The following is a 25,605-nucleotide window of genomic DNA, read 5'->3' on the forward strand; positions in this document are numbered from 1 at the left end:
GAGTCTGGTCTCTCAACATGCGGCCTACCGGCCTACGGGGCGCGCAGCGGGTACCGTCGTTACATGCGTATGGCGGCGCTGTTGATCGCGCTGGCGGCCATCTGTGCCGCGGTCGTGGCGGGCTGCACGGTGGCCACGGGAGGGCAGGCGTCGGCGCCCAGTGAGTCGGTGTCGGAGTACCGCACATTCGTCTCACAGTCCGTCGAAGCGTCGCGGTCCGAGGAGTCCAAGCGTCAGGAGACATCGCGTGCGCAGGCTCAGGCCGATGCGTGCGAGACGTTCGCGATGACCTCGGACGCGGCTGTTTCAGCAGGTAATGACCTGATTTCCGTCATGAATGACGAAGGTGGCTACGGATCGAGTGCCGAAGCCAAGGTGGGGCCGGTGATCAATGCGCTCAACACCAGCGCCGGCCAAATTGACTCCGTCAAGGCGAAGGCCCAGACGGACGAGTTGCGCGATGCACTCACGCAGTACGTCGAGCAGTCCCGAAAACTGGCCGGTGCGTTCGACAATCGGTTGAGCAGTAGCACTCTCAACGCGGTGGTGCGCACGTTCAACGACGCGCGGGAGCGTGCCGGGAAGATCTGTGAACCGCTTCTACAAACAAAAGGCCGATAGTGCCTGACGAGGATTGCCATCGGCATGCGACGATGTGAGCATTCATCCCATGTGCGCAAGCACGCACCTGTGAATAAGGAGGGGCCGAACGGTGGTCGCGGCGGCTGACGCCTCGAACTATGCCCGCAAGTTGGGCATCCAGCGTGATCAGCTTGTGCAGGAGCTGGGCTGGGATGAGGACACGGATGACGACATCCGGGCTGACATCGAGGACGCATGCGGTTCGGAGCTCCTCGACGAGGACTCCGACGATGTGGTCGATGTGGTCCTGTTGTGGTGGCGCGATGACGACGGCGACCTGGTCGACGCGTTGATGGACGCCATCACTCCCTTGGCTGAGGACGGCGTGATTTGGGTGTTGACACCCAAGACCGGCAAGTCCGGCCATGTGCAGCCCTCGGAGATCGCCGAGTCGGCGCCGACGGCGGGTCTGGTGCAGACATCGTCTCTCAACCTGGGGGATTGGAGCGCGACGCGGCTGGTGCAGCCCAAATCATCCCGGGGCGGGCGGCGATGAGCGCTCGCGCGAAGAGCAGAAGGTCTCGCTAATGCTGCCTGTTGGCACCGTCGCCCCCGACTTCACCCTGCGCAACCAAAACAACCAGCCCGTCAGCCTTAGCGATTTCCGGGGCAAGAAGGCCGTGCTGCTGGTGTTCTTCCCGCTGGCCTTCACCGGCGTGTGCCAGGGCGAGCTGGACCATGTGCGCGACCACATCGGCGACTTCGAGAACGACGAGGTGCAGATCATCGCGCTGTCGGTGAGCGCCGGGCCGATCCACAAGATCTGGTCCAGCTACAGCGGCTTCACCTTCCCGATCCTGTCCGATTTCTGGCCCCACGGCGCCGTCGCCGAGGCGTACGGGGTGCTCAACGAGAAGGCCGGGTATCCGAACCGCGGCACCTTCGTGGTGGATGCCGACGGAATCATCCGATTCGCCGAAATGCTGGACCCCGGGCAAGCCCGTGACCAGGCGGGTTGGGTACAGGCGCTGGCCGCGCTACATTCGTGAGCTGATTCCCACGTTGGTCACGACGTGGACCGGGCGTGTAGCTCAGTGGTAGAGCTCTGGTTTTACACACCAGCGGTCGGGGGTTCGAAACCCTCCGCGCCCACCAAGGTGCCTGGCTTTTGACGAGCTGACGGCGCACCACATCGACCCTCTGACCGCAGGCAGTTAGCCCAATCACAACTCGTGGTGTCGATTGGCTGCGATTCGATGTATCGGCGAAAGTTAAGGGCATGGGAGTCGAAGTCAAGGTCGAGTTGCGCTGGGCCGATATGGATGCCTATCGGCATGTGAACAACGTGGCCATGTTTCGGCTGATCGAGGAGGCACGCATCCGGTTTCTTGCCGACAAGCTCATGGGCGTGGAATCCGGTCGGATAACCATGTTCGTCGCGCATCAGGAAATCGACTATGTGCAGCCCTTGCTGTACTCGCACGAACCGGCGCGGGTGATCATGCGCGCCACGCGGATCGGCACGGCGGGGTTCGGTATCGGCTACGAGATTATCGGCGCCGACGGAGCCGTTGCGGCGATCGCGGAGACCTCGATGGTGGTCGTCGACGATGATGGTCGCCCCGCCCAGATTCCAGAGCACCTGCGTGCCGTGCTGGATGGTTTGCAGGGAGAGCCAGTTCCCTTCCGCCGCCGCCGCGCCGAGGCGGCGGTAACCCCGTAGCTGCGCGAGCCCTGCCCTTACCTCGCGTGTCGGTTGCTGAAGGGCCACCAAGATCATGACCCATAGCATCGAGGTGTGATGCATTCCGGGGCGGATATCCCGTCGCTATACGAATGGTTGTCGCCAGCTCTCGGTCCGGTTTCTCCCGCGGCGGTGGCGCCTTGTACGGGGCCGCGGCACTGGTGGGGTGGCCAGCTCGACGTTGAAGGACTTGCGCTGGGCAGCGTGCAGGCCGCGCTGACGGCTGCGAACATTGCCTGTACCGGTGAACGTCTTAGCACCGATAGTCGGGCCGTGGCTGCTGCGTTCGCATCCCTGGACCATCTGCGTGTTGACGGGCGCCAGCCGGTCGGGTTCGCCGAGTTGTCCGGTTTCTTTCGCGCCGCTGATGGCTGGGTTCGACTGCATGCCAACTACCCACACCATGCCCGTGTCCTCGTGGAGACATTTGGGGTGGACTCCAAAGATGCTTTGGCAGAGCAGATTCTGCGGCTGGGTGCCGACCTGATCGCGGAGCGTATCACCGCCTCCGGTGGGCTCGCTGTGGCTCTCCGGTCGCCCAATCAGTGGAGAGGCGGCGGCGCTGGGAAGTTCGTCGACACTCAGCCGTGGATTCGGTTCGAGCTCGGTGAGACCCTCGGTGCGCCGCTGGCGCCCGGCCGAAGGCTTTCGGGAGTACGGGTTTTGGACCTCACCCGGGTGATCGCCGGACCGGTCGCGACACGATTCCTGGCACTCCTGGGCGCTGACGTGTTACGCGTAGATCCGCCCTCGAATCCCGAGCTGGTTGACCAGTATCTCGATACGGGTTTCGGTAAGCGCAGCGCTATTTCTGACTTCGCCGATGCCGCGCAGCGCGATCGTATCGAGGCACTGCTGGCCGAGGCCGACGTCGTTATATCCGGGTACCGGCCCGCAGCGTTGACGCGATACGGGTTGGACTCTGCGGCGCTGCGTGAGCGCTTTCCTGCGCTGTCGGTCGTCACCCTGGATGCGTGGGGTGATGGTGGCCCCTGGGGCGATCGGCGGGGATTTGATTCGTTGGTGCAGTCAGCGATCGGGGTCGGGGAGCTGTATGGGCAAACGGATAGCACCGGAGCCTGGCGTCCCGGAGCGCTTCCTGTCCAGGCCCTGGATCATGCGACCGGCTACGGCGTGGCGGCGGCCGCGCTTGCGCTGTTGGCCCGTCGATCGCAAATTGGGGCAGGCTCTGCGCATCTGTGTTTGGCGCGAACCGGGCATCTCCTTCTGGATCTCGCGAGGAGAAACGGAGGGCGGCAAGAGTTCACCGTTGCCCGGGAGAGTGTCGAATCGTCCTTTGGGACTTTGTCTTTCGCTCAACCCGTGGCGTTCTCCGGCGGGGTGCGACTGACCTATCGTTTTCCGCCGGGGCCGTACGGGAACGACCCGCTGAGCTGGGCGCCATGAGCCCGATGGTTCCGGTGCAGCGATTGCCGCTGCGCCCCGTGTCGTGCTCAGTCCAGGCAGGCGAGGGCCTTACGCGCTGCCTCTAGCTCGGCTTCGAGCGCGGCGACCTTGGCTGCCTGCTGGGAGCGTGCCTCTTCGATCACCGCATCGATCGGGGTTGAGAGGTCTTCGTGTAGTTCCCTGGCCGCACGGGAGACCGCGGCGGCTGCGACGGCGAGATCACGGACCAGATGGGTACTGCCTTGCTTGAGCTCGGCGTGCCATTCACCGTCCGCGGTCCCGGTGACGGTGAGGGTCAGCTGCAGCGTCTTGGTTCGCTTGCCGGCCGCCCTCTTGGGCTTGTCCGGGGTATCCGAGGCTTCTGCTACTGGGTTGTCCACGGTCATCGTCATGGCGGCTCCTTCGTGAGTTCATGTCTAGTGGGCGGCGACCGGGGATATTAGAACACATGTTCGACGCCCTGGGGTGTCGTTGCGGCCGCCGCGCTAATGGCGTGTCCGGCCCGGCGGGGTCGGGATTTGTGGTCCTCGCCCTCGTAGGTGCGAGGTAGCAGGCAAACGTCTCATCATTGCCCGTCAGCAACTTTGTCGCAGTGTCTGCCATGAGAGCCGGTGGCGCGAGGCCGGGCACCGCTGGCGAAGTTTTCCCAGATGTGGCGCCTAAGGCTGGCTGTATGGCTTGCGGCTGGCTCCGCGTGCGGCGTCCAGCCAGGGCGTTTGCACTGACAATGTTTTCTGAGATCCGTTGCAGTTGCTCGCATCGACTTTCCCGGTCATCTCTGCAAAGTTCGCGATCTTGAATGTGCAAACTGTCACAAAACGATCTCTGTGTTGACAACGGGAGGTCTCGGCCCTAGATTTTCCGACATTGCCATGTGATGTGTTTTCGCAGTAAAACACGATTGATGGCATTGCCTACATGAAGGCAAGTGAACGGGGGTCCGGCCGGTTGGGGCCAGGACGAGACACGGAGGGGTTCGGTTTCATGAAGTTGCCAGATCTGGCACGTCGAAGCTGCATCGCTGTACTCGCTACATCTGCGACCGTTGCGACGGCGATCTTGACCGCAGCCTCGGATGCTGCGGCGGATCCGCAGGGGATGCCGGATCAGTATCAGCAGTTTGTGACCGACGATGGCTGGACGGTCGGCTTGACGCTGACGAATGAAGTCATCGATCACATCGACAACATCGCCGGTGCGAGCAACTCTTGGCAGGCGCGGGTGTCGTATCGGGCCGAGGCGACGATCACGGGTTCTGGATCTGCTGTGATCCAGGATGCGCAGTTGGAGACGGGGTATTTCGTGGGTTGCCGCACCGATTCGTCGTCGGGTGTGGAGCTGGGCGGTGATCTCGGTTTGACGCTGTCTCAGCAGGTGTTCGGTCAGGGATACGCCGGCGGGTATGGCGGTGGTCAAGGTGGTTCCGGTGGCGGTGGTGGCCAGGGCGGCGGTTTCGGTGGCGCCTCTGCCGGTGGCTCGCTCGGCGCCCAGGAGCACATCGGCGGTTACATGCGCGTGCTGCTCAAGCCGGGTGGTTTGGCGCAGCTGCCGATGGACCGGATCAATTTCCGGAATATGCGTGCGGTTTCTCAGGTGCGCAACCAGAATGTCGAGGCCGATGGCTGTGGTGGTCAGGTGAAGATTCAGTCCTTTGCGACGTTCCGGATCCGTACCGAGAACGGCAATGACACCCAGACCATCTACGGCGAGCCTAAGGACCTGTGATGAGCATCCGCACCCGTGGCGCCGCGTTGTTGGCCGCGTTGGCATGTGTTTCGTTAGTCGTAATCGGTTCTATGCCAAAAACTTTGGCGGATCCTGGGCAGCCGCCTCCGCCCAAGCCCCTTCCCAATCCGGTGGCCCAGCCCGATGATCTTCCGCGCATAGCGCCGATCGGTGGGGCGCAGGTCAAGACGAATACCCCGTTGGGTTTGGGGCCGGGAACCGGGAGGCCGCTGGCGGCGGGCCGTGAGCGTTCCAATGCCACCATCTCACCGTCACCTACCGACGGTACGCATCTGCCGACAGCGATCGCCGGTAAGGATGTTGTCCTGCATCTGCCGCAGGAGCGCGATCTGACTCCGGCGCAGTGGGGCGATGGGGGATCGGCCACCTTCACCTCTCGCGACACCGATTACCGCATTTCACCGTTCGCCGGGGGCGGTGTGGACGTGAACATCATTCGGCGCACCATCTTTACGCCGGAGAACTTCACCTTCGGTCTGCGGGTTCCTGAGGGCACTCATGTGCGCCAGGGCGCCAATGTGGTGTTGGTCGAGTCCGATGCCGCACCGGGTCTGCCCGCCACGACTATCGCAACGTTGTCAGTGCCTGTGGCACGCGATGCCAAGGGCAATCCGGTGCAGGTGACTCCGGTGATCCATGGCGATTACGTGTATCAACAGTCCAACCTGGCGCTGGACCTGGGGCCTGCGGACATCTTCGCTTTCCCGGTGACGATCACGTTGTCCTACCGCGCGTCCTCGGTTCCGGCGAGTGGGCAACTGGCCAGCGACTGGGAGGGGCTGCCCGAGGGTGGTGGTCCGCCGGAGGCTAAGAAGGCGGCCCAGATCATCGGCGCGCCAGGAGATTACGTGGTCGATCCGGGTGGCGCGCATCGGCCGGGGAATGTCGATCCGGTGCTGTATGCGCAGCGGCATGCTGACCGGTGCCTGTCGGGGCCCAACGAATTCCGCTCGGAGGATGGACGCACGGCCGACTTCTGGAGCTCGTGCCAGCGCCAGGCCATGTGCCTAGATGTCACGCCGGGGCAGACGTCGGTCGAGGTGTGCAAGAACCAGGCGTTCGCGAACATGTCGGCCCAGTGCACCGCAACGTTCGGACAGACCGGGCCCGATTACGAGGCATGCCTGAACGTCGCCAACGGACACGCGGCATGGTCCAAGGAGAACCTGTTGGGCGGGGGACTATGCCAGCCCGTCGGGCCGGGAACCAACACCAGATTCTTGCCCTCCAACAACAACCGATATTGCAGTTGACCGTTGAGGCAATCGCTACCAACACCCGCGGCGCCGGTTCACTGTTTGCACGCAATCTTTGCCTTAGGCTGAGCTGGTGATCCGACCACCTCGCTGGATGTTGGCTGCGGTCTGCGCTGCGACGATGCTGACATCGGGGTGTACTGCCGTCGTCGACGGTGCCGCGGTCGCCACTCCGGGTGAGGAGGGCAAGTGGCTCACCAACCCGAAGTGCAGCTCGGTGTCGGTGCCGTTGTTGGATGTGCCCTTGGACAACGATTCCGAGCCGCGGGTCGAGGTACCCCAGCCGACCGGATGGGAACGCATCAACCGCTTTGAAAGTGGAGTGGTCCGCGTCTACCTGGCCGCGCCCGACTTGCAGGCTGGCGGGTTCGTACCCAATGCCACCGTGGCCATCGCGAACCTGTCCGGAAAAGCCGGCACCGAAGAGGCCGCCTTCGCCGCCGAGCGGGGCGGATTGGAGTCCTTCGGCGTCACCGATCTGGTCGAAGCTCAGGGCGCCATCTGCGGGTACCCGTCAAGGACCATGACCTACAACATGGGACTGGGCAATATCCCGGCCCACCGGGTTACCACCACCATCGTGGCGGTCAAGAACAACACCAAGATGTACACCGTCGGGGTGTCGGTGCAGGCATTGGACGATACCGTCCGTGGTTTTGACACGGCGCGCGAGACGATTCTGGCGGGGCTGCAAGTCGGCCCGCCCGCTACAGCCTGATATCAGTTGCCGGAGTGGACCATTGGGCATCGATGACGGTGCTGTGCTCCGGTAGCGCTGGTCGGTAGGTGCTGTCTTGGGCCATACGGTCGGCGACACTGGCGTGAATCCAGGCGCCGTCGGGGATGCGACGTCGACGGAATAACAGCAGTGCCCAGAGCCAGCTGACGCGATGAATCCTGCCCATGGCGTAGGTGGGTTCAACGGAGCAGTAACGTTGGTATTTCTCGATGTTGAGCAGCAGGCCGTGTTCCGCGGCTCCCTCTATCACCCATTTGAGGGCGATGTCGGAGAGTCTGTCGTCATCGGCATAGTCACCGCCGATATCGGAGTGGATGCCCGCGAACCACGCCTCATCGACCAGTCGCTGATCGCCCAGGAATTTGATGAGGTATTCCCGATAGGGTCGGCGTCTCTCGTCGATGGCCACTGCGTGCCGCCCGGCCAATGCGTTGGGAACACTTGGGGCATAAGGCCATTGCATGCTCCGCTTGAAGATGCCCGGAGCGCTGACTGTGTCCCACAGGCCCAGGTAGGCAACAGGGATGGAGAACTTACCGTCCTCGCGGCGGGCCACCGTGCGTGAGAACGAGTGCAGCTCATCCCATCGTTCTGCGGACCAGTCGGTGCATGACTGTGCATACAGACTCACCGCATAGGGGACCAGGTTTTGAGAACCGGCGCGCAGCATGCCGACCGAATTGAGTAGACCCGCAAGACCTCTCGCGCAGAACGCGCCGCGGCTGAACCCGAAGATGAAAATCCGGTCCCCGGGCTCCCAACGCTCAATCAGATAGGTATAGGCCTGAGCCAGCTTGGCGCGCAAGCCGATACCGAATGTGACACCGAGTAGGCGAGCGATGAACTGGCCCCCCGGCGTGTAGGTGCCGACGACGGGATCGGTGCCTACACCGGGGTCGTAATACGAGATCTGTCGGTCGGTGAGGTCATGGACCATCATGTCGTAGCCGCGGACCACATTCGTGTTTCCCGAGGCCCGGATCTGATTACCGGTGCCGTCAAAACAGATGACGATGTTCTTGGCCATCGCCGTTCGGTTTAGTCCTCGCCGTCGTACGGCTTCGGGTCATACGGCGAGGCATGCGGATTCTGATACTCCACATGTTCTTCGTTCCACACGCCGATGACAGCGGGGGACACCTTTGGCAGCGGGCCGACAAGCTCGTTGCCGTTGTCGAGGCTTACCAAGAACTCCGGGGTGAAGTGCTGGTCTTCGTCTTCCTGGCGATGCTGACCGGCCGCGCCCGCCGTCATCATGGTCGGCGGCTGGGCAATACCCATGCCGGACATCGGGGAAGGTGTCGGGGCAGCGGAAAGGCCCATACCCGCACCCGCCGTGTAGGAGCCGGCGATAATCGGCCCGGCAGCGAGTGCCCCGAGGTCGGACTTCTCGTCCTTCTTTTCGTCCTTGTTAGTGGTCGGCTTGCCCCATCGTCCGATCCCGTAGGTGCCGGGTACCGAGCCGGTGTTGGGTCCGGTCGCAGTGGTGTTGCCACCCGACGACGGTCGGGTGCTCGTTCCACCGCCTGCGCCGGCCGCGGCGGCTGCTGCAGCGGGGCCGCCAGCGCCCGCTCCAGAGGCGCCACCCGCCGCACCAGCTGCGGCTGCGGCACCGCCTGCGCCGCTAGCACCGGAAGCGGATGCTTGCGATGGATCGGCCAGGGCCGCAGCGGCAGCTGCACGAACTGAGGCTTCATCGATGGGTTTGACCTGGTCGGGCTTGATGTCCTTGCCGCTGCCCAATCCGGACAACGATGACGCCGCGTTGACCGGCATGGACGCTGCATCGGCGAACTGCGGGGCGGGAGGGAGGGCAGGGAGTCCGGAGCCGGCCTGCTGCGAGACGGGTGACCAGACATTTCGCATGATCATGCGAGCCTCGTCTTGCTTTTGGTCGGCGAGGGCTTGCTGTGCGTAGTACTGCTCGTACGCGGCCTGGGTGTGTTCCTTGGGCTGCTGGACCTGTACAACCTCCGGCATGAGGCCCTTGATCTGCGTCATCGCCGTTTCGACCTCAGCGGGCTTGGTGGCCATGAGTGAGAGGCCGTCGCTGACCTTTTCAGCGTGGCTCTTGTAGTCCGAGATGCCCTGCTTGGCGGCTTCGGCGCCTTCGCCGGTCCACTGAGCGCCTACTGCAACGTCGAAAGACCGTTTGAAGTCGTCTAATGCCTTGCTGAAGCCGGTGGCGAGTTTCTCCCAGTCAGCGGAGACTTCGATTGCTTTGCCGGAATCGAAGGCATCTGATGCCGCCTTGATCTTCGCGTGAGTCCAACTGTTGAAGTCCTCCGTCGGAACTCCGACAGATTCCGTACCGCCATCGATGTTTGCACCATGCTGGCGCTGGTTCGCGTAGACGATTTCACGCTCGCGGTTGCCCCTGGTCCAGCCGTCTTCTTCTCCGGTCATGGCCGCTCCTTCGTATCGTGGCGTGCAACTAGCTCTTTAGATCGGACGTCGCGCGAGGCGATTCGGTTCCGTCATTTTTTGGGGTTTCAAAGTGGGAAATACGAGAGGAGCGCGTCAGTGTTTGCACGGGCTGCTGTCATGCAGTCGGGGTATGGCGTGAAGTCTTCATGCGACGTGTCGACCGCTACTCCATACACTCCGGTGGTCGCTTCCACATTGATAATGCAAGAGTCTTTTGCGGGTTCGGTTCCTCGGTAAGCGAAAAGAGCTCGGCGGCCGCCGACTTCAAGGTCTTGGTACCCCCAGTGGTTGTTTGCCTTCTTGAGCATGTCGAGCGTGTAGTTCGAAGCTGAAACAGTGAGCAAGTATCGAGTCTGCGGGTAGTACTTGCAGAAGACAGTTTCTATCTCCCCGTCGGTCTGGGTATCTGGACGTGGCGGTTTCCTGTCTAGATGCAGTTGCCCGACAACACTCGCAGGGATTTCCTTACACGGGTCAAAAGTTATATGGACGCGGCCCTTGGAATTGGTTGGGAGCTGCGATGTCGTGGGTGCTCCAGTGACGGGACTGGAACACGCGGCGGCTACAAGGACAAGTGAAGCGAGGAATGCTAGGCGAGACACCGTCGTTGCCCTGCTAGCGGCCCTGCTGCCCAAAGCTGTTGGCGTTATTTGCGTCAGTTGCTTTGTAGCCCTTGCGGAGAGCGGCAAACAGGGTCTTCATCTCTTCGACTTGATCGATGTGCGACTGGAATGTGTTGTCGGCACTTGTCGAGCTGCCAGAAGCCTTCTTTTGGAAAGCCTGGGCCAATGCGGCGCCTGACGGGAGTTGTGCCTCGGCGAACCCCAGAGGGTAGTCAGCCAGGTCACGTGCGTCTCGGCGGAGGTCGTCGAGCGCCCGGACGTAGTCGTCACATGCAGCGATGATCGAATCGATCGCACCATCTTCGAGGTGCAGTACGAGCCGGCCGTCAGCAGCATTCTGCTTGAGGTCTTCCAACGACATAAAGCCCCCTCAGATCGTGGCCCGTTTTGGCCAGGTGAGATTCATCGTATGTGTATAGGACGTTGGGCGGCCCGGATCGGTTCCATCGAATTTGGGCCGCTGTTTCCGCAGGTCTGCGCCTACCCACCCCAGCGCCTACGCACCCCGGTGTACCGCCAGCCCAGCGCCGCTGCCGCCCACGTCACGATGAACAGCGCCACGATCACGTAGCCCATCGCGGCCAGATCCAGCTCACCGACGGCCGCCAGTGGCCCCGAGGTGATGTCCAGTTTCTCGGTGAGAATCGAGATGATCTCCTGCGAGCCGATCAGCACGGCCACTGCCACCGACAGCCCGGTGACCACCAGGTTGTAGTAGATCTTGCGCGCCGGCTCTTGAAACGCCCAGTCGTAGGCGAAGTTCATCAGCGATCCGTCGAGCGAATCGAACAAGGACATCCCCGCGCTGAACAGGATGGGCAGCACCAAGATGGCGTACCAAGGCAGGCCGGTCACCGCGGCACCGCCGGCGATCACCAGCAGCGACACCTCGGTCACCGTATCGAACCCCAACCCGAACAACAGGCCCACCGGATACATCTGCCAGGGCTTGCGTATCGCCGCCATCAGCGGTCCGAAAAGCCGGTTCAGCCCACCGCGATTGGACAGCTCGCGCTCCAATGCCGCCTCATCCACCTCGCCGCCACGCATCCGCTTGGCGATGCGGTAGATCCCGATCAGCGATATCAGATTGAGCAGCCCGATGAGCAGCAGGAAAGTGCCCGAGACCGCCGTTCCGAACACGCCCGTCCACTGTTGCAGCGACGAATGCTCGTCGGAAACATTGGCCGCCAACGTTTTAACGCCAAGCGCAAGCAATCCGACCATGATGAACACGATCGAGGAATGCCCCAGCGAGAACCAGAAACCCACCGACATCGGTCGCCGACCATCGGCCACCAGCTTGCGGGTGGTGTTGTCGATGGCGGCGATGTGATCCGCGTCGAACGCATGGCGCATGCCGAGCGTGTACGCGGTGACACCTAATCCGACCCCGAACACGCTGCCCTGCACCGTGAAATGCGCGGGGGCAACCAGGAAGATCAACATGCCCCAGCCGAGAACATGCAGCGCGATCACCGCGACACTCATTCCGATGACGCTGCGCCGCTGACCTATATCCAACCGACGCCAAGCGCTGAGTAACGGCACGGCTGCGAGCCTAGACGACCGCCTTACCCGTCCGCTCGCGTAAGCGCATGTCCCAGGTGAGTACCTCCATTGCGTAGCGAATTCTATAGGGTTGCCGCGTGTCGCGCCGAGGACTTCGCGCCGTGGGTATAGCCCTCGGTTACGCCCTGGATCGCTGCTTCGCCGACCCTCAGCGGTTCCACCCGGTCGCCGGATTCGGCCAGGCGGCCGCCGCGCTGGAGGCCTACAGTTACCGCGATTCCAAGCTCGCCGGGACCGCCCACACGGCCGCACTACTGGTCGCTGTCGCCGCCACCGGATGGGTTGCCGAACGTGCCACACACCGCTCCGCGACAGCAACGGTCGCCGTGACCGCCGTTGCGACCTGGGCCACGCTCGGCGGGACATCATTGATCCGGGTGGGTGCCGAGATGTCCGAACGTCTCTATGACGACGACATCGATGAAGCTCGGGCACTGCTGCCGTCCCTGTGCGGCCGCGACCCGAAACTGCTCGGTGTCGGCGGCATCGCCCGGGCCACCACGGAATCTTTGGCGGAGAACACCTCCGACGCGCACACCGGGCCCTTGGTCTGGGCAGCGCTTGCCGGAGTCCCCGGGGTCCTGGCCTATCGCGCCGCCAACACCCTCGATGCGATGATCGGTCACAAATCCGCCCGCTATCTGCGGTTCGGCTGGGCCGCAGCGCGGTTGGACGACCTGATGAACGTGCTTCCCGCCAGGATCACCGCGCTGGCTACCGCGCTGACCGCGCCATTCCTCGGGGGTTCTGCGGTGGCCTCATTGCGTGTCTGCTTGCGCGACGGACGAAGTCACCCCAGCCCGAATGCCGGCGTCGCGGAGGCAGCCTTCGCCGGAGCCCTGGGCGTGCGGCTGGGAGGCCCCCTGCGCTATCCGTACGGCGAAGAAGTGCGTCCGGTGCTCGGCGACGGCGCACCCCCGCGAGTCGGGGATATGCATGAGGCGGTGCGGCTTTCGCGCGCGGTGCAGAATGTAACGGCCGTCGTGGCAGTGCTCGCCACGCTGCGTCAACGCCGCCCGTAGCGGTCCGCGAGCCTCTCCTCGGTGGTCTGCGGTGTCCCGGGTTTGACGGCCTTGACGGCAGCGGCTGCCGCACGGCGCTGTCTGATCTCGGAGAACACGAAGTATCCCAATCCGATCGGTGCCAGGATTCCGAACGCGATCCACTGAATCCCGTAAGACAGGAATGGGCCGGCATCGAGCTGCGGCAGCGGGATCGCCCCTAGACCGCCCGGCTGCCCCTCGGAGAGTTGCAGATAGGGGCCGGCCAACGGGATTTTCACCAGCGTTGACACCTGAACCGGAACAATCGAATACACCTGGTATTGACCGTTTTCCAGAAATGGGGACTTCTCAGACTGCTGTTCAGGCTCCCGCAGCCGCGCGTTGATGGTGACCTGCCCAGCCGGTGCCGGAGGAATCGGGGGCACGCTGGTGCCCTGCTCGGGCCGCACATACCCACGATTCACCAGGATCGCGGGTCCGTCATCTACCTGAAACACCGTCAACGCCTCGTATGCGGGTTTGGCGTCCACCACCCGCAGCCGCGCCAGCACCTGCCGATCCGGCAGATAGTGACCGGTCGCCGTCACCCGCCGCCACTCCGCATCCTCGGGCATCGAATGATCGGGTCTTAGCTCGTTTTTCAGCGGCACCGGATCGGCATTCACCGATTGCGCGATGCGGTTGTTCTCCCGCGAAGTCTTGGTGTTCTTACCCAGCTGCCACGGCGCCAGCACCGTGAAACACAGGTAGGCGAATGCGACGACCACCAGCGCCAGGGCGATCCACCCCGGGCGTAGGAGAAACGCGAGCCGTCGCATCAGCTGTTCTCACGCTCCGCGAGGGTCTTGTCGACCCACTCGTGCACACCAGGCAGGGCCGCCTCTATCACCGCGAGCACCTCCACGAAATCCTTGCGGTTGCCGTAGTACGGATCCTCGACATCCATCGCGGCGCGGCTGGCTCGTGGGTCGAAGGACCGTAGTAGCCGCACTCGTTCGGGGTCGGCTCCCAGGTGCAACAGCATCCGGGAGTGGTTGCGCGCCAAGGCGATGATGAGGTCGGCGCTCAGATGGTCCTCGTCGACCTGGGCGGCGCGATGGGCCGTCGGGTAGCCGTACTCGGCCAGCACGCTGGACGCGCGTTCGTCGGCGGGTTGCCCGGCATGCCAATCGCCGGTACCGGCGCTGGTGACCCGGACTCGATCGGCCAGCCCGCGTTCGGCCAGCTGATGGGCAAGCATCTTCTCGGCGATAGGGGAGCGGCAGATGTTTCCGGTGCACACGAAGGTGACATGCAGCTCAGACATCGAGTTCCTCCAGCAACTGCTCCGGAGTGCTCACGCGCCCGATGATCCACTCAGCCAACTGACCGGGATCACCTTCGAAATCGGTTGCCCCGTAGCCCCAGTCGACGACGACGGTGCCAATGCCGTGGGCGGCTGCGCCCTCCACGTCATGCACCCGGTCGCCCACCATCACCACACCGGTCGGCGGAACGTCGTCCAGCTGGGACAGCGCATGCTTGATCACGTCGGCCTTGCTGGACCGGACGCCGTCGGGGCTCGCACCGGCAATCACCTGGAAAAACTCGGCCAGTCCGAAATGCTCAAGGATGCGTGCGGCAATCGGCTCGGATTTCGAGGTCGCAACCACCATGGGCACTCCGGCCTCACGCAGCCGGGTCAGCACGTCGCGGATTCCGTCGAACATCTCGTTCACCGCCCAGCCGCGTTCGCCATAGTCGGCGCGGTAGGCAGCGATGGCATCGTCGGCGCGTTCGCCAAGGCCCATGGAACCGAGCGTGATGTGCATGGGCGGTCCCACCACCCGCGACGCGATGTCACCTGTGGGTTCGGGGGCCCCGACATGGCTGAGCGCATGGCGGAAACTCGAGACAATCCCTGGTGCGGAGTCGGTCAGGGTGCCGTCGAGATCGAAGATCACCAGCATCGGAGGGGCCACCCCCTTACATTAGTGTCGAGACATGACTGGGCCGCGAAAGGGAGCGCGCTACCACGGCGACCAGGCGCTGATACCAGGCGTCCTGGACTTCGCTGTGAACGTGCGCGCCGCGGCGCCACCGCCGTGGCTACGGGATCGGCTCGCGTCGCGGCTGGACGAGCTGGGCAGTTATCCGCGCCGCGAGGACGAGCAACGCGCTGTCGACGCCGTCGCCGAACGGCATGGTCGCCCGCCCGACGAGGTGCTGCTGCTGGCGGGGGCCGCTGAGGGTTTCGCGATGCTGCCGCGGCTGAATCCGCGACGGGCGGCCGTCGTCGCCCCGGGGTTCACCGAGCCCGAGGCAGTCCTGGCCGATGCCGGTATCCCTCTCGAGCATGTGGTGTTGCCGCCACCGTTCACCCTCGGCGACACCGTGCGAGTTCCAGATGAGGCCGATCTGGTGGTTGTCGGGAACCCCACCAACCCGACCGGTGTGCTGCATACCCGAGAACAATTGCTTGCGCTGCGTCGGCCCGGACGCATCCTGGTTGTCGATGAGGCCTTCATCGACGCGGTGCCGGGCGAGCCGGAGTCGGTGGCCTCGCTGAGCCTGCCCGGCCTCGTGGTGCTGCGCAGCCTCACCAAGACCTGGGCGCTCGCCGGACTACGCGCGGGCTATGCCGTCGGCGATCCCGAGCTGCTTCGCAGGCTTGCGCGGGGGCGTGCGCATTGGCCTTTGGGCACATTGCAACTGGAAGCGTTGGCTGCCTGCAATACCGCGCAAGCGGTGGGAAGCGCGGTGCTGGATGCGCAGCGGCTCGTCGAGACGCGACACCGGCAGGCCGAGGGGCTGCGTGGGCTGGGTTTGGCCGTGACGGAAGGTGTCGCGCCCTTCCTGCTGGTGGCCGTGCCCCATGCGGATTTGATGCGAAAACACCTGAAGGTCAAAAATATCGCGGTCCGGCGTTGCGACACCTTTGTCGGGCTGGACGGCGACTACCTACGGGTGGCGGTGCGACCGGAATGGCCGGAGCTGGTGCAAGCGATGAAGGAGATCTTGTAGTGGGTGTGCGGCTCGCGGACATCATCGGCGTGCTCGACGCGGCCTATCCGCCGGCGCTGGCCGAATCGTGGGATTCGGTGGGCTTGGTCTGCGGCGACCCGGATCAGCAGATCGACACCGTGACGGTTGCCGTTGATGCAACTGCCGCGGTGGTGGACGAAATGGACGGCCCCGGTGCGCATCTGCTGCTGGCTCATCACCCCTTGCTGCTGCGCGGCGTGGACACGGTGGCGGCCAGCACGCCCAAGGGCGCGCTGGTTCATCGTCTCATCCGTGCGGGCGGCGCGCTGTTCACCGCGCATACCAACGCGGACTCGGCCAGCCCTGGTGTGTCGGACGCGCTGGCGCAAGCCCTCGGGCTGACGGTCACCTCGGTGTTGGCCCCTCGGTTCACCGACTACGACAAGTGGGTCGTGTTCGTGCCCACCGAATCTGTGCACGCCGTGCGGCGGGCCATGTTCGAGGCCGGTGCCGGACATATCGGTGCCTACTCGGATTGTTCATGGAGTGTCACCGGCACCGGCCAATTCCGGCCGTTGGCGGGCTCCGATCCCGCTGTAGGGGAGCATGGTGTGGTGGAACAGGTCGTCGAGGACCGCGTGGAGATGGTTGCCCCGTCGCGGCTGCGTTGCGAGCTTTTTGCGGCGATTCAGGCCGCCCACCCCTACGAGGTTCCGGCCATCGACGTGCTGCCCATGGCGCCGGCGCCGTCCGGCACCGGCCTGGGGCGGATAGGCGCCCTACCCACGCCGGAGACCTTGCGCGACTTCGTATCCCGTGTTCGAGGTGCCTTGCCTGAGACTGTGTGGGGGGTGCGGGCCGCTGGCGACCCCGACGAGTTGATCCAGACCGTCGCGGTCTGCGGTGGCGCCGGTGACTCGCTGCTGGGCGCGGCGGTCAAGTCGGGAGCGGACGTCTACGTCACCGCCGATCTGCGGCACCATCCGGCGGACGAACATGCCCGGACAAGTAGCGTCGCACTCGTCGACGTCGCGCATTGGGCCAGTGAATTCCCATGGTGCGCGCAGGCGGCGCGCGTACTCGACACCGAGTTCGGGGAGAATCTGTCGACGCGCATCTCACCGGTACGCACCGATCCCTGGACGCTGGGCGGCCCAGAGAAAGAAGAAAAAGCATGAAAGCCGATGTGGCACAACAACGCCTATTAGTGGATCTGGCGTCGGTGGATGCCGAGTTGACACGTGTCGCGCACCGGCGCGCAAACCCGCCCGAACGTCAGGAACACGGGGAGCTACAGGCGCAGCAGCGCACCATCCTCGACGAGGTGGGCGCGCTGGCCATCGCGCTGGAAGACCTGGATGAGCAGGTCGCCAAGTTGGACGCCGAGGTGACTGCCGTGCGCCAGCGCGAGGACCGTGATCGATCCCTGCTGGCCTCCGGCAGTACCAACGCGAAGGAACTTACCGAGATACAGCACGAACTCGACACCCTGGAACGTCGTCAGTCCAGCTTGGAAGACTCGGAACTGGAGTTGATGGAGCGCCGTGAGGAACTGCAAAAGCAGCAGGCCTCGGCGCAGGCCAAGGCCGACACGATTGCCGAGAGGCTCTCGGAGATCGAACGTATCCAACGGGCGGTGGCCATCGATACCGATGCCGAGGAGAATCAGGTTCGGCAGCGTCGTGATGGTCTGGCGTCTTCCATCGATGGGCTGCTGCTGGAGACCTATGAGCGGCAGCGTCGTTCGGGAGGTGCCGGAGCGGGATTCTTGCAGGGCAACAAGTGTGGCGCGTGCCGCATCGAGCTGGACCGCGGCGAACTGGCCCGGATCTCGGCGGCCGACGCCGACGAGGTGCTGCGGTGCCCCGAGTGCAGCGCGATTCTGGTGCGCCCGTGAAGGTTCTGGTCGAAGCCGACGGTGGTTCACGCGGCAACCCGGGTCTGGCCGGATACGGCGCGGTGGTGTTTTCTCCCGATCACCAGACGGTGTTGGGGGAGGCCTGTGATGCCATCGGCCATGCGACCAACAATGTCGCCGAGTACCGGGGCCTGATAGCGGGATTGGCCGAGGCGGCACGCCTGGGGGCCACCGAGGTGAGCGTCTCGATGGACTCCAAACTTGTCGTCGAGCAGATGTCCGGCAGGTGGAAGGTCAAACATCCTGACCTGATCACGCTGTACCAGCAGGCCGTCACTGCCGCGATGCAGTTCGAGTCCGTTGACTACACGTGGATTCCGCGAGAACGCAACAAGCATGCCGATCGGCTGGCCAACGAGGCGATGGATCGTGCCAGTGGCATCGAGCCCAAAAAGCCCAAGGAAATCGCAGAAATCAAGGAGACGAAGCCTGCCGATACTGCGCCGGGCTGGACCGGGGCGCGGGGGAAGCCCACCCGGATGTTGTTGTTGCGCCATGGGCAGACCGAACTCTCGGTGCAGCGCCGGTACTCGGGCCGCGGAAACCCCGAGCTAACCGAACTGGGGCGCGAGCAGGCGGCGCGGGCCGCGCGCTATCTGGCCAGCCGGGGCGGCATCGCGGCAGTGATCAGCTCGCCGCTGAGCCGTGCCAAGGAGACTGCCGCGGCAGCGGCCGGTGCGCTGGGAGTGCCGCTGACGGTCGACGACGATCTGATCGAGACCGACTTCGGTAAGTGGGAAGGCCTGACCTTCTCCGAGGCATCCGAGCGCGACCCCGAGCTGCATCGCCAATGGCTCAGCGACACCTCGATAACTCCGCCGGAAGGGGAGAGCTTCGATACGGTGCACCACCGAGTGCGGCGTGCGCGCAACCGGATCATCGCTGAATACGGTGGCGCAACCGTTTTGGTGGTCTCGCACGTCACGCCCATCAAGACACTGCTGCGGCTGGCGCTCGATGCCGGCCCCAGCGTGCTGTACCGGCTGCATCTCGATCTGGCCTCGCTGAGTATTGCCGAGTTCTATTCGGACGGTCCGGCATCGGTGCGACTCGTCAATGAAACGTCCTACCTGACTTAGGCTGTCGCCATGGTTTCTCGTGATCACGGCGATCCTGGCGATGCGCCCACCATCGCTCCACCCCTGGCAGATGTCGCCAACCCGGCCCGGCCGTCGGCGGCCGAGGAGGCCAGGACCGTCGCGGCGTCCACGAACACCGCGACGTTGGCCAGTTTGTCGGCGGACGGTGCCCCGTGGGCATCGCTGGTCACCTACGGGCTGCTGGGCGGCGCTCCGGTGCTGTGTGTCTCACAGATGGCCGAGCATGGCCGCAACCTGGTACGCGACGCCCGGGCCAGTGTCTCGATTGTGGCGCCGAATCCGCCACAGGATCCGCTGGCCAATACCCGAATCACCCTTGCCGGCAAGGTGCGCAGGCCCAATGAAGATGAGTTGCCGGCGGCCCGCGCCGCGCACGTCGCGGGGGTGCCCGCCGCGCGGTTCTACATCGACTACAGCGATTTCTCCGTCTGGATTCTCGACGTCGAACGGGTGCGGTGGGTCGGCGGCTACGGTCGGATGGACTCGGCCAGCGGTGCCGAATACCATTCGGCCACACCAGATCCGGTATCGCCAGAGGCTGCCCGTGCGATCAAGCACCTCAATGACGACCACGGGCAGGCGTTGCTCGCCATGGCGCAGCGGCTGGGCGGATATCCGGATGCCACGGAGGCTCGTTGCGAAGGCGCCGACCGGTACGGCCTCGATATCCGGGTCAGTACGCCGCGGGGGTGGTCCGTGACCCGGGTCGGATATGCCGAACCGATCGACTCGATTGAGCAGCTGCGTGGCGCGACCGTGCACTTGGCGCGGCTCGCCGATCCACGCGCTTAGCCTGCGCGTCTCGGTTTGTCCACTGATCGGCAAGATTGTGGATAACGTGGATGTCGATCGAACGGTTGTGGATAACAACAGAAGTCGCAATATATCGAACTGATGTTCGGCTAACGTCAGGGGTGTGTTACCGCTCGATCCGGCTACCCGCGCCGCCCAACTCGTCGACCGAATCGCCGAATTGGAGCGCGTCAAGGCTGCCGCGGCGGCGGAGCAGGCTCATGCCGCGGTGTTGTTGGACAGGGCACGCCGCGAAGAAGAGGCGGCCAATGGTGTGCCCCGGCGGCGGCAGGGGGCGGGCGTCGCAACAGAGATCGCCCTGGCGCGGCAGGATTCACCGGCGCGGGGCAGCCGTCACCTCGGCTTCGCCAAAGCACTGGTGAACGAGATGCCGCACACCCTTGCCGCACTGGAGTGCGGCGCGCTCAGCGAATGGCGCGCGACGATCCTGGTACGGGAGACCGCCTATCTCGCGGTCGAGGATAGGCAGAAGATCGATGTCGAGATGTGCGCCGAGACCTCGCGGCTTCGGGGATTGGGTGATACCCGGCTGGCCGCGGAGGCGAAGCGTCTGGCGTATCGGCTGGATGCCCAGGCTGTGGTGCGCCGGGCCCGCCGGGCGGAAAGCGAACGCAGGGTTTCTCTCCGTCCCGCACCCGACACCATGACGTATCTGACGGCGTTGCTGCCGGTCAAACAGGGTGTGGCCGTGTATGCCGCGCTCAAACGCACCGCCGACGCGTCGATGGATCCTGTTCGCGGCCAAGGGCAGATCATGGCCGACACCCTCGTGGAGCGCGTGACCGGAGTATCAGCTGCCGCCGCGGTTCCTGTCGGGGTGAACATCACCGTCTCGGATGAGGCGTTGTTGGGCGGAGGCGACGAGCCTGCCACGATCACCGGCCACGGGCTAGTTCCGGCTGCCGTCGCGCGGCGGCTCATCTCGGAAGCCGTCAGTGCCGAAGCTAAAGTTCTTGTGCGGCGGCTGTACCGGCGCTGTACCACCGGTGCACTGGTCAAGGCCGAGTCGCGAAGCCGATTGTTCCCCAGGGGATTGGCCGAGCTGATCGATCTGCGCGATCAGACCTGCCGGACGCCGTACTGCGATGCCCCAATCCGGCACCATGACCATGTGGTGGGCAGTATGCGCGGAGGTCCGACGGCCCTCGACAACGGGCAAGGCCTCTGCGAGCGATGCAATTACGTCAAGGAGACGGCGGGCTGGAACGTGGCTCCGGTGCCCGGCGCCGATCGGCATACCGTCGAGTTCACCACGCCGACGGGAACAGCCTATCGCTCGACGGCACCGCCATTGCCCTGAGTGAAGGGCCGAAGGGCCAGAACATAAATGACGATCACAGCGACCGGAACGGTCAACGGTAACCAGGATGATCGTCCCATGGGTATCGCCGCCGCCAGCAGTGCCGCGCAACCGAATACCAGCGCGGGGACGATCACCTCATATCGGAGGGCATTGACCTGAGGCGGCCAGCGCAGGGGATAGGCGGTGAGCAGATACAGCACCGCGGCCAGTCCCGAGAGCAGCGCCGACACCGGGGAGGAATCAGTGAAGGCGAGGATACCGATGGCGCACAGCACGGCCAGTATTGCGAAGCCCCGCAAGAGAAGACCGGCGATCACAAGGACCGCCGCGCATACCGAGACCGGGAACCCGCCGACGGTCGCGAGCACCATGACGAGCCCGAAGACACCGGCCAACATCGCACGTGTGTTCACCGCCGTCGTCCTCGCCGGGGACGGCGTGGCATCAGGTGCATCGCATGATTGAGCCCGGAGTCATGGCTCCAGCCGACAACGTCGACCCCCGTGACGGCGATATTGCGGTACATCCGCGAGCGTTCCAGCCGCCACCACCGGGCCACGATGGGATCGGGTTCCTCGCGGAATGGCAGGCGATCGAGCACATCGACCACCACAACGGGATGCCCGCGGCGCCGCAGGTCGGTCAGTGCCAGGCCAAAGTCGGCGTTCAGAAGGGTGGAAAACGCGACCACGATCGCGTTGGGTGGCACGGCGGCACGTGGGGCAAGGGCACTTGCGCTGTGCGAATGCCATTCTCCGGCATCGAGAGTGGCGTCAAGCAGCCGATAGAACTGATGGCGGCCGATGTTCGGGGCGAGCCAGCGCGCGGAACTGCCCAGCACGACGACCCCCGCACGGTCACCCCGCTGCAACACCGACTGCACCAGCTGGGCCGCTCCCCGTGCCGATCGCTCGGTCGCGGTGGTCGCCGGGCCGGACGGCTGCGGGTACGTGTCGATGAGTACGACAACATCGGCGGCTCGATCGGTGAGCCGGTCGGTGACATGTAAGCGTCCCCGTTGCGCACTCACCCGCCAATTGACGGTGCGCAGCGAGTCGCCCGGTACGTACTCGCGGATGTCCGCGTACTCGACGCCCGGGCCGTGGTGGCGCGTCAAACGCGTGCCGATCCGGTCGGGCAGATCGGCTGGGGGCAGTGCGACGTCTTGCGGATCGGCCAAGGGATACACGCGCAGCTCGCTGGCAGGCAGCGTCAGCGCGGTACCGGCCCATAGACCGGAGGCCGACACCGACCGAACCTCAACCGGAACGCGGTACCGGCCCCACCGCTGGGCTGATGTCCGCATGGTCAGTTGGTTGGGCGCCGCGGGCCTGTCCGCGTCGATCCGCAGCCCCTCGACGAGTGCCGGGCGTAGTCCACACACCACGGCGGGTCCGGTAGATTCCACCGACACGGCAACGGTTATGGTCTCTGATTCCAGGCACCGCAAGGGTTCTGGCTCATCGGTGACCCACGCGCGGGCCGCCGGCGGTCGCCGCGACGCCCCGGCGAGCGCACCGACGAACGGTGCCGCGAACACCACCAGCTGCCAGCGTCCCGTCATCACCGCGAGTGCCAACGCGGCACCGGTGCATGCCGCCAGCGCCGATATCAACGCAGACGCACGCCAGGTGATCATCCGGAAGCCCGAGGCACCGGCAGACGGTGCAACAGCTCGTCGACCACGTGTGCGCCGGTGATGCGGCGCACCCACATCTCGGGGCGCAGACTGATCCGGTGGGCCACCGCCGGCACTGCTAGCGCCTTGACGTCCTCGGGGATCACAAAATCGCGGCCGAGCAGCAGCGCCCGCGCGCGCGACATCTGCACCAGGTCCAGCTCGGCACGCGGACTGGCCCCCACCTCGACATGGGAGTGACTACGGGTCGCGGCAGCCAACGCGACGATGTAGCGCAGCACATCCGGGTGTACCGAGACCGCTTCGACAGCTTCTCGCATCGCGATGAGGTCGTCGGCGGCGATCACCTGGGACACCGTCGGCAGCGTAGATCCTCGGCTCAATCGGCGCTGCAGCATTTCGATCTCGAGATCTTCGGCCAGGTATCCCAGTTGCAGCCGGACCGCGAACCGGTCCAGCTGCGCCTCCGGCAGCGGGTAGGTGCCCTCGTACTCGATCGGGTTGTCCGTTGCTAGGACCACGAATGGTGATGGGAGTTGCCGAGTTTGACCGTCGAGGCTCACCTGGCCCTCCGCCATCGCTTCCAGCAGTGCCGACTGCGTTTTGGGCGGCGTCCGGTTGATCTCATCGGCCAGGAGAAGATTCGTGAAGATGGGCCCCGTCCGGAATTCGAACGACCCGGAAGACATGTCATAGATGGTGGAACCCAGCAGATCCGCGGGCAGCAGATCCGGAGTGAACTGCACACGTGTGAAATCAAGCCCCAGCGCGGACGCGAACGACCGGGCGATCAAGGTCTTGCCGAGTCCTGGCAGATCCTCGATCAGCACATGTCCCCGCGCGAGGATCGTCAGCAAAATGAGTTGCAGCGCATCGCGTTTCCCGACGACCACCCGCTCGATCTCGGTGAGCACGGCATCCGCGTGCCGGGTCGCGATGGAAATCGGAACCGTTGTCACATCCGCTCCAATCGTTCGAGAATCGATTGCAGTACGGCCCGGCCGGGCGCGGGCGCGGCGCGGTCGGTATCCGAGGCGCCGTTCGGATCGACCCAGCGCCATAGCTCGGGGCCAAAGGTCATGCGTCCGGTCGCGGCGAGTGCGGCCGGATTGCGCGACTGTCGGTGTCCGGCGGCGGTCTCGAAATCCGCGGCGATCAGCGGGCGCAGCTGCCGGTCCCAATCGCCGCGGGTGCGTTCGGCCCAACTGATTCTGGCCTCGGCGCGGGCATGCCATCGGCGCAACGTCTCGTCGGCCGGAAGGCTGGCCGGCGACGACGGCATGTCTGCACGCGCGCTGCGCAGGTTCCCCCACAGCAGACCCAGTGCGGTCCCGACCACCACACCGGTGATCGGAAGAGTGAATGCGCGCAATGGGCTGGCAGCCACACAGGCTTCGGTGAGGACCACCAGCAGCAGCACCGCCGGGACGAGCCATTTCATTGCCGGCTCCGCAGATCGTCCACAACGTCTTGCAGCCACCGTGCGGCGGACTGCCGATGTGCCTGCGTCATCTCATGCGGGCTGAACCGGGCCTCGGAGAACAGCGAGACGAGCTGCGTGCCCGCCTGCGATTGCAGGGCCCCGATATGTACCGCTCGTTGCAAGACTTCCGACGGCGTGTCCGACTCCAGCGGTGCGGCCTCGGGCGCCGCGGTAAGCCCCTGCTCCATGGCCGCGTAACACGCGATGATCGCTGCCCGCGGATCACGGCCCGGTTCGGCAACTTCCGCGAGGCCTAGTTCCACCAGGTGGACTAGCGATCGGGGCGTCGTGGGGGTGGCATCTGGCTCGGCCGGCTGACCCGTGCTGCCGTCCGGCGCGTCCGGCTCGTGGCGCCTGAGCACAAAAACCGCGGCGGCGATGCCGACCAGCACCACACCGAGGATCATCATCGGCACCTCGGAATACCGTCGTGGGGATGGCTTGCCCGGCGCCGGTGGTTCGGCGCCGGGCCGTGTCGGTTCGGCACTGCGTGACGCGGGCTCGCGAACGGGACCTTCTCCCGCCGGCCCGCTCAGGTAGAGCGCCGTCCACACCCCGCCCATCAGGACGAGCACGGTGGCAGCGGCAATGATGGCTTCGCGTCGCGTCAGCGCCGGTAATCGCAGATACGGCGGGTTCTCTTGCGGCAGCGGCATGTTGGGCCGCTGTCGGCGAAGACTCACCAGAATGAGGATGGATACCACGCCACATAGCAAGAGCTGCAACGCGTTTGAATGGGGCTGCGCACGAGGTTTCTCGGGTGGGGGCAGGGCTGCCGCGTCCGGTAGATAGCTACGCAGCGCGACGACCGACAGCGCGATCAGGACGATAAGCCCTGTCGCTCGCAGGAGCGGTCTGTCGGCACCGGTCAATAGGTGCCCTCGGGAATCATGTTGGTGATGCAGAACGGGTGCCCTGCCGGGTCCACCAGCACCCGCCAACCGCTCGGGTTCGGCTGGACCTCGGCCTTGGTAGCCCCCAACCCGAGGATGCGGGCCTCTTCGGCGTCGAGGTCCGACGCCGCGAGCTCGAGATGTAGTTGTTTGGGTACGCCACCTTCGGGCCACTGTGGCGGCTGATGGTCGGCCACCCGCTGGAAGGTCAGCAACACGGCGGCGCCCTTCAACGCGACGAACTGCTCGCTTTCAAACAGCACTTCCAGATCCAGGACCTGTCGATAGAACTGGGCCAGCGCAGCGGGATCTGCACAATCGATCGATATCGCGCCGAGTCGAGCCGTTGTCGTCATGGAGATGAGCTTGTCACGAGTACGATGGCCGCGCGG

The 25,605-nt window shown here is 64.8% G+C and carries 30 protein-coding genes and 1 tRNA gene; 16 read left to right on the plus strand and 15 right to left on the minus strand.

Translation table 11 applies throughout. The features are described from left to right. Window positions 1-63: 63 nt before the first annotated feature. The 6 genes from MAB_RS09645 to MAB_RS09670 all read left to right on the plus strand — a co-directional run bounded on the left by MAB_RS09645 (window position 64) and on the right by MAB_RS09670 (window position 3,733). A complete protein-coding gene (locus tag MAB_RS09645) occupies window positions 64-621 on the plus strand; it encodes a hypothetical protein (protein WP_005110418.1) in 558 nt (185 codons plus the stop codon). Window positions 622-712: 91 nt separating this feature from the next. Further along, window positions 713-1,138 (plus strand): DUF3052 domain-containing protein, encoded by a 426-nt coding sequence (locus MAB_RS09650; RefSeq protein WP_005060606.1) that lies wholly within the window; start codon window positions 713-715, stop codon window positions 1,136-1,138. Between the two features lie 31 nt (window positions 1,139-1,169). Beyond that, entirely contained in the window at window positions 1,170-1,631 is a 462-nt protein-coding gene (locus tag MAB_RS09655; protein ID WP_005060609.1) for a peroxiredoxin, read from the plus strand. Between the two features lie 31 nt (window positions 1,632-1,662). Continuing rightward, window positions 1,663-1,737, plus strand: a tRNA-Val gene (locus MAB_RS09660). Between the two features lie 124 nt (window positions 1,738-1,861). Then, window positions 1,862-2,305, plus strand: coding sequence for an acyl-CoA thioesterase (locus tag MAB_RS09665; RefSeq protein WP_005110421.1), 444 nt, complete (start codon window positions 1,862-1,864; stop codon window positions 2,303-2,305). 78 nt (window positions 2,306-2,383) lie between these two features. Beyond that, window positions 2,384-3,733, plus strand: a complete 1,350-nt coding sequence (locus MAB_RS09670; RefSeq protein ID WP_005110423.1) for a CoA transferase — start codon at window positions 2,384-2,386, stop codon at window positions 3,731-3,733. A gap of 47 nt (window positions 3,734-3,780) precedes the next feature. Here MAB_RS09670 and MAB_RS09675 read toward each other — a convergent pair whose 3' ends face one another. After that, window positions 3,781-4,125 (minus strand): DUF6319 family protein, encoded by a 345-nt coding sequence (locus tag MAB_RS09675; RefSeq protein ID WP_005074775.1) that lies wholly within the window; start codon window positions 4,123-4,125, stop codon window positions 3,781-3,783. A 592-nt stretch (window positions 4,126-4,717) separates the two neighbouring features. Here MAB_RS09675 and MAB_RS09680 point away from each other — a divergent pair. The 3 genes from MAB_RS09680 (at window position 4,718) to MAB_RS09690 (ending at window position 7,453) form a co-directional block, all read left to right on the plus strand. Then, complete coding sequence (locus MAB_RS09680; protein ID WP_005060617.1) at window positions 4,718-5,458, plus strand: MspA family porin; 741 nt, start codon at window positions 4,718-4,720, stop codon at window positions 5,456-5,458. Beyond that, window positions 5,458-6,732 (plus strand): hypothetical protein, encoded by a 1,275-nt coding sequence (locus MAB_RS09685; RefSeq protein ID WP_005110426.1) that lies wholly within the window; start codon window positions 5,458-5,460, stop codon window positions 6,730-6,732. The genes MAB_RS09680 and MAB_RS09685 overlap by 1 nt, the downstream gene beginning before the upstream one ends. 124 nt (window positions 6,733-6,856) lie before the next feature. Then, entirely contained in the window at window positions 6,857-7,453 is a 597-nt protein-coding gene (locus MAB_RS09690; protein WP_005110428.1) for an LpqN/LpqT family lipoprotein, read from the plus strand. On the opposite strand, the gene MAB_RS09695 is transcribed toward MAB_RS09690, so the two are convergent. The 5 genes from MAB_RS09695 to nicT form a co-directional block, all read right to left on the minus strand. Further along, window positions 7,443-8,501, minus strand: a complete 1,059-nt coding sequence (locus MAB_RS09695; RefSeq protein ID WP_005093241.1) for a DUF2235 domain-containing protein — start codon at window positions 8,499-8,501, stop codon at window positions 7,443-7,445. The genes MAB_RS09690 and MAB_RS09695 overlap by 11 nt on opposite strands. 11 nt (window positions 8,502-8,512) lie before the next feature. Further along, a complete protein-coding gene (locus MAB_RS09700) occupies window positions 8,513-9,880 on the minus strand; it encodes a hypothetical protein (protein WP_005085236.1) in 1,368 nt (455 codons plus the stop codon). An 86-nt stretch (window positions 9,881-9,966) separates the two neighbouring features. Next, the gene (locus MAB_RS09705; RefSeq protein WP_005085237.1) at window positions 9,967-10,503 is read right to left on the minus strand and encodes a DUF3558 domain-containing protein; all 537 of its coding nucleotides are present in this window, start codon (window positions 10,501-10,503) and stop codon (window positions 9,967-9,969) included. A 13-nt stretch (window positions 10,504-10,516) separates the two neighbouring features. After that, window positions 10,517-10,885, minus strand: a complete 369-nt coding sequence (locus MAB_RS09710; protein WP_005085238.1) for a hypothetical protein — start codon at window positions 10,883-10,885, stop codon at window positions 10,517-10,519. 119 nt (window positions 10,886-11,004) lie between these two features. Beyond that, the gene (nicT, locus tag MAB_RS09715) at window positions 11,005-12,048 is read right to left on the minus strand and encodes a Nickel transporter NicT (RefSeq protein WP_005096616.1); all 1,044 of its coding nucleotides are present in this window, start codon (window positions 12,046-12,048) and stop codon (window positions 11,005-11,007) included. 125 nt (window positions 12,049-12,173) lie between these two features. Here nicT and MAB_RS09720 point away from each other — a divergent pair, with 125 nt between their 5' ends. Then, a complete protein-coding gene (locus MAB_RS09720) occupies window positions 12,174-13,118 on the plus strand; it encodes a cobalamin biosynthesis protein (RefSeq protein WP_012296485.1) in 945 nt (314 codons plus the stop codon). On the opposite strand, the gene MAB_RS09725 is transcribed toward MAB_RS09720, so the two are convergent. Genes MAB_RS09725 through MAB_RS09735 form a run of 3 tightly spaced genes read right to left on the minus strand, consistent with a single transcriptional unit; the run spans window position 13,103 to window position 15,049 of the window. Continuing rightward, complete coding sequence (locus tag MAB_RS09725; protein ID WP_005085241.1) at window positions 13,103-13,918, minus strand: SURF1 family cytochrome oxidase biogenesis protein; 816 nt, start codon at window positions 13,916-13,918, stop codon at window positions 13,103-13,105. The genes MAB_RS09720 and MAB_RS09725 overlap by 16 nt on opposite strands. Beyond that, on the minus strand, window positions 13,918-14,406 hold the full coding sequence (locus tag MAB_RS09730; RefSeq protein ID WP_005090730.1) for a low molecular weight protein-tyrosine-phosphatase: 489 nt from the start codon (window positions 14,404-14,406) through the stop codon (window positions 13,918-13,920). The genes MAB_RS09725 and MAB_RS09730 overlap by 1 nt, the downstream gene beginning before the upstream one ends. Continuing rightward, complete coding sequence (locus MAB_RS09735; RefSeq protein WP_012296486.1) at window positions 14,399-15,049, minus strand: HAD-IA family hydrolase; 651 nt, start codon at window positions 15,047-15,049, stop codon at window positions 14,399-14,401. Before MAB_RS09735 ends, MAB_RS09730 begins: the two co-directional genes overlap by 8 nt. A gap of 34 nt (window positions 15,050-15,083) precedes the next feature. Here MAB_RS09735 and cobC point away from each other — a divergent pair, with 34 nt between their 5' ends. The 6 genes from cobC to MAB_RS09765 all read left to right on the plus strand — a co-directional run bounded on the left by cobC (window position 15,084) and on the right by MAB_RS09765 (window position 21,195). Then, a complete protein-coding gene (cobC, locus tag MAB_RS09740) occupies window positions 15,084-16,103 on the plus strand; it encodes an Rv2231c family histidinol phosphate aminotransferase CobC (protein ID WP_005129968.1) in 1,020 nt (339 codons plus the stop codon). After that, window positions 16,103-17,242 (plus strand): Nif3-like dinuclear metal center hexameric protein, encoded by a 1,140-nt coding sequence (locus MAB_RS09745; RefSeq protein WP_005110434.1) that lies wholly within the window; start codon window positions 16,103-16,105, stop codon window positions 17,240-17,242. Before cobC ends, MAB_RS09745 begins: the two co-directional genes overlap by 1 nt. Then, the gene (locus tag MAB_RS09750; protein ID WP_005085245.1) at window positions 17,239-17,961 is read left to right on the plus strand and encodes a zinc ribbon domain-containing protein; all 723 of its coding nucleotides are present in this window, start codon (window positions 17,239-17,241) and stop codon (window positions 17,959-17,961) included. Before MAB_RS09745 ends, MAB_RS09750 begins: the two co-directional genes overlap by 4 nt. Continuing rightward, a complete protein-coding gene (locus MAB_RS09755; RefSeq protein ID WP_005085246.1) occupies window positions 17,958-19,061 on the plus strand; it encodes a bifunctional RNase H/acid phosphatase in 1,104 nt (367 codons plus the stop codon). Before MAB_RS09750 ends, MAB_RS09755 begins: the two co-directional genes overlap by 4 nt. 9 nt (window positions 19,062-19,070) lie before the next feature. Then, the gene (locus tag MAB_RS09760; RefSeq protein ID WP_005085247.1) at window positions 19,071-19,874 is read left to right on the plus strand and encodes a HugZ family pyridoxamine 5'-phosphate oxidase; all 804 of its coding nucleotides are present in this window, start codon (window positions 19,071-19,073) and stop codon (window positions 19,872-19,874) included. Between the two features lie 124 nt (window positions 19,875-19,998). After that, a complete protein-coding gene (locus MAB_RS09765) occupies window positions 19,999-21,195 on the plus strand; it encodes an HNH endonuclease (RefSeq protein WP_005110436.1) in 1,197 nt (398 codons plus the stop codon). On the opposite strand, the gene MAB_RS09770 is transcribed toward MAB_RS09765, so the two are convergent. The 6 genes from MAB_RS09770 to MAB_RS09795 are packed head-to-tail and all read right to left on the minus strand — an operon-like array spanning window position 21,165 to window position 25,569. Further along, window positions 21,165-21,611: a hypothetical protein gene (locus MAB_RS09770; RefSeq protein WP_005093253.1), complete on the minus strand. Its 447-nt coding sequence runs from the start codon at window positions 21,609-21,611 to the stop codon at window positions 21,165-21,167. The genes MAB_RS09765 and MAB_RS09770 overlap by 31 nt on opposite strands. Beyond that, window positions 21,608-22,837, minus strand: a complete 1,230-nt coding sequence (locus MAB_RS09775; RefSeq protein ID WP_005110439.1) for a DUF58 domain-containing protein — start codon at window positions 22,835-22,837, stop codon at window positions 21,608-21,610. The genes MAB_RS09770 and MAB_RS09775 overlap by 4 nt, the downstream gene beginning before the upstream one ends. Then, entirely contained in the window at window positions 22,834-23,796 is a 963-nt protein-coding gene (locus tag MAB_RS09780; RefSeq protein WP_005110440.1) for an AAA family ATPase, read from the minus strand. Before MAB_RS09780 ends, MAB_RS09775 begins: the two co-directional genes overlap by 4 nt. Beyond that, window positions 23,793-24,278: a hypothetical protein gene (locus MAB_RS09785; RefSeq protein WP_005093255.1), complete on the minus strand. Its 486-nt coding sequence runs from the start codon at window positions 24,276-24,278 to the stop codon at window positions 23,793-23,795. Before MAB_RS09785 ends, MAB_RS09780 begins: the two co-directional genes overlap by 4 nt. Further along, window positions 24,275-25,192 (minus strand): DUF4129 domain-containing protein, encoded by a 918-nt coding sequence (locus MAB_RS09790; RefSeq protein ID WP_005110442.1) that lies wholly within the window; start codon window positions 25,190-25,192, stop codon window positions 24,275-24,277. The genes MAB_RS09785 and MAB_RS09790 overlap by 4 nt, the downstream gene beginning before the upstream one ends. Further along, on the minus strand, window positions 25,189-25,569 hold the full coding sequence (locus MAB_RS09795; protein WP_005060666.1) for a VOC family protein: 381 nt from the start codon (window positions 25,567-25,569) through the stop codon (window positions 25,189-25,191). Before MAB_RS09795 ends, MAB_RS09790 begins: the two co-directional genes overlap by 4 nt. Between the last annotated feature and the right edge of the window lie 36 nt (window positions 25,570-25,605).

It is taken from the genome of Mycobacteroides abscessus ATCC 19977 (assembly GCF_000069185.1).
Lineage (GTDB): Bacteria > Actinomycetota > Actinomycetes > Mycobacteriales > Mycobacteriaceae > Mycobacterium > Mycobacterium abscessus.

Excerpts from the sequence above, each read along its gene's own strand:
- MAB_RS09645 (WP_005110418.1), top strand. The coding sequence starts at position 64 with ATGCGTATGGCGGCGCTGTTGATCGCGCTGGCGGCCATCTGTGCCGCG.
- MAB_RS09655 (WP_005060609.1), top strand. The coding sequence starts at position 1,170 with ATGCTGCCTGTTGGCACCGTCGCCCCCGACTTCACCCTGCGCAACCAA.
- MAB_RS09665 (WP_005110421.1), top strand. The coding sequence starts at position 1,862 with ATGGGAGTCGAAGTCAAGGTCGAGTTGCGCTGGGCCGATATGGATGCC.
- MAB_RS09670 (WP_005110423.1), top strand. The coding sequence starts at position 2,384 with ATGCATTCCGGGGCGGATATCCCGTCGCTATACGAATGGTTGTCGCCA.
- MAB_RS09675 (WP_005074775.1), bottom strand. The coding sequence starts at position 4,125 with ATGACGATGACCGTGGACAACCCAGTAGCAGAAGCCTCGGATACCCCG.
- MAB_RS09680 (WP_005060617.1), top strand. The coding sequence starts at position 4,718 with ATGAAGTTGCCAGATCTGGCACGTCGAAGCTGCATCGCTGTACTCGCT.
- MAB_RS09685 (WP_005110426.1), top strand. The coding sequence starts at position 5,458 with ATGAGCATCCGCACCCGTGGCGCCGCGTTGTTGGCCGCGTTGGCATGT.
- MAB_RS09690 (WP_005110428.1), top strand. The coding sequence starts at position 6,857 with ATGCTGACATCGGGGTGTACTGCCGTCGTCGACGGTGCCGCGGTCGCC.
- MAB_RS09695 (WP_005093241.1), bottom strand. The coding sequence starts at position 8,501 with ATGGCCAAGAACATCGTCATCTGTTTTGACGGCACCGGTAATCAGATC.
- MAB_RS09700 (WP_005085236.1), bottom strand. The coding sequence starts at position 9,880 with ATGACCGGAGAAGAAGACGGCTGGACCAGGGGCAACCGCGAGCGTGAA.
- MAB_RS09710 (WP_005085238.1), bottom strand. The coding sequence starts at position 10,885 with ATGTCGTTGGAAGACCTCAAGCAGAATGCTGCTGACGGCCGGCTCGTA.
- MAB_RS09725 (WP_005085241.1), bottom strand. The coding sequence starts at position 13,918 with ATGCGACGGCTCGCGTTTCTCCTACGCCCGGGGTGGATCGCCCTGGCG.
- MAB_RS09730 (WP_005090730.1), bottom strand. The coding sequence starts at position 14,406 with ATGTCTGAGCTGCATGTCACCTTCGTGTGCACCGGAAACATCTGCCGC.
- MAB_RS09735 (WP_012296486.1), bottom strand. The coding sequence starts at position 15,049 with ATGCTGGTGATCTTCGATCTCGACGGCACCCTGACCGACTCCGCACCA.
- cobC (WP_005129968.1), top strand. The coding sequence starts at position 15,084 with ATGACTGGGCCGCGAAAGGGAGCGCGCTACCACGGCGACCAGGCGCTG.
- MAB_RS09750 (WP_005085245.1), top strand. The coding sequence starts at position 17,239 with ATGAAAGCCGATGTGGCACAACAACGCCTATTAGTGGATCTGGCGTCG.
- MAB_RS09760 (WP_005085247.1), top strand. The coding sequence starts at position 19,071 with ATGGTTTCTCGTGATCACGGCGATCCTGGCGATGCGCCCACCATCGCT.
- MAB_RS09775 (WP_005110439.1), bottom strand. The coding sequence starts at position 22,837 with ATGATCACCTGGCGTGCGTCTGCGTTGATATCGGCGCTGGCGGCATGC.
- MAB_RS09785 (WP_005093255.1), bottom strand. The coding sequence starts at position 24,278 with ATGAAATGGCTCGTCCCGGCGGTGCTGCTGCTGGTGGTCCTCACCGAA.
- MAB_RS09795 (WP_005060666.1), bottom strand. The coding sequence starts at position 25,569 with ATGACGACAACGGCTCGACTCGGCGCGATATCGATCGATTGTGCAGAT.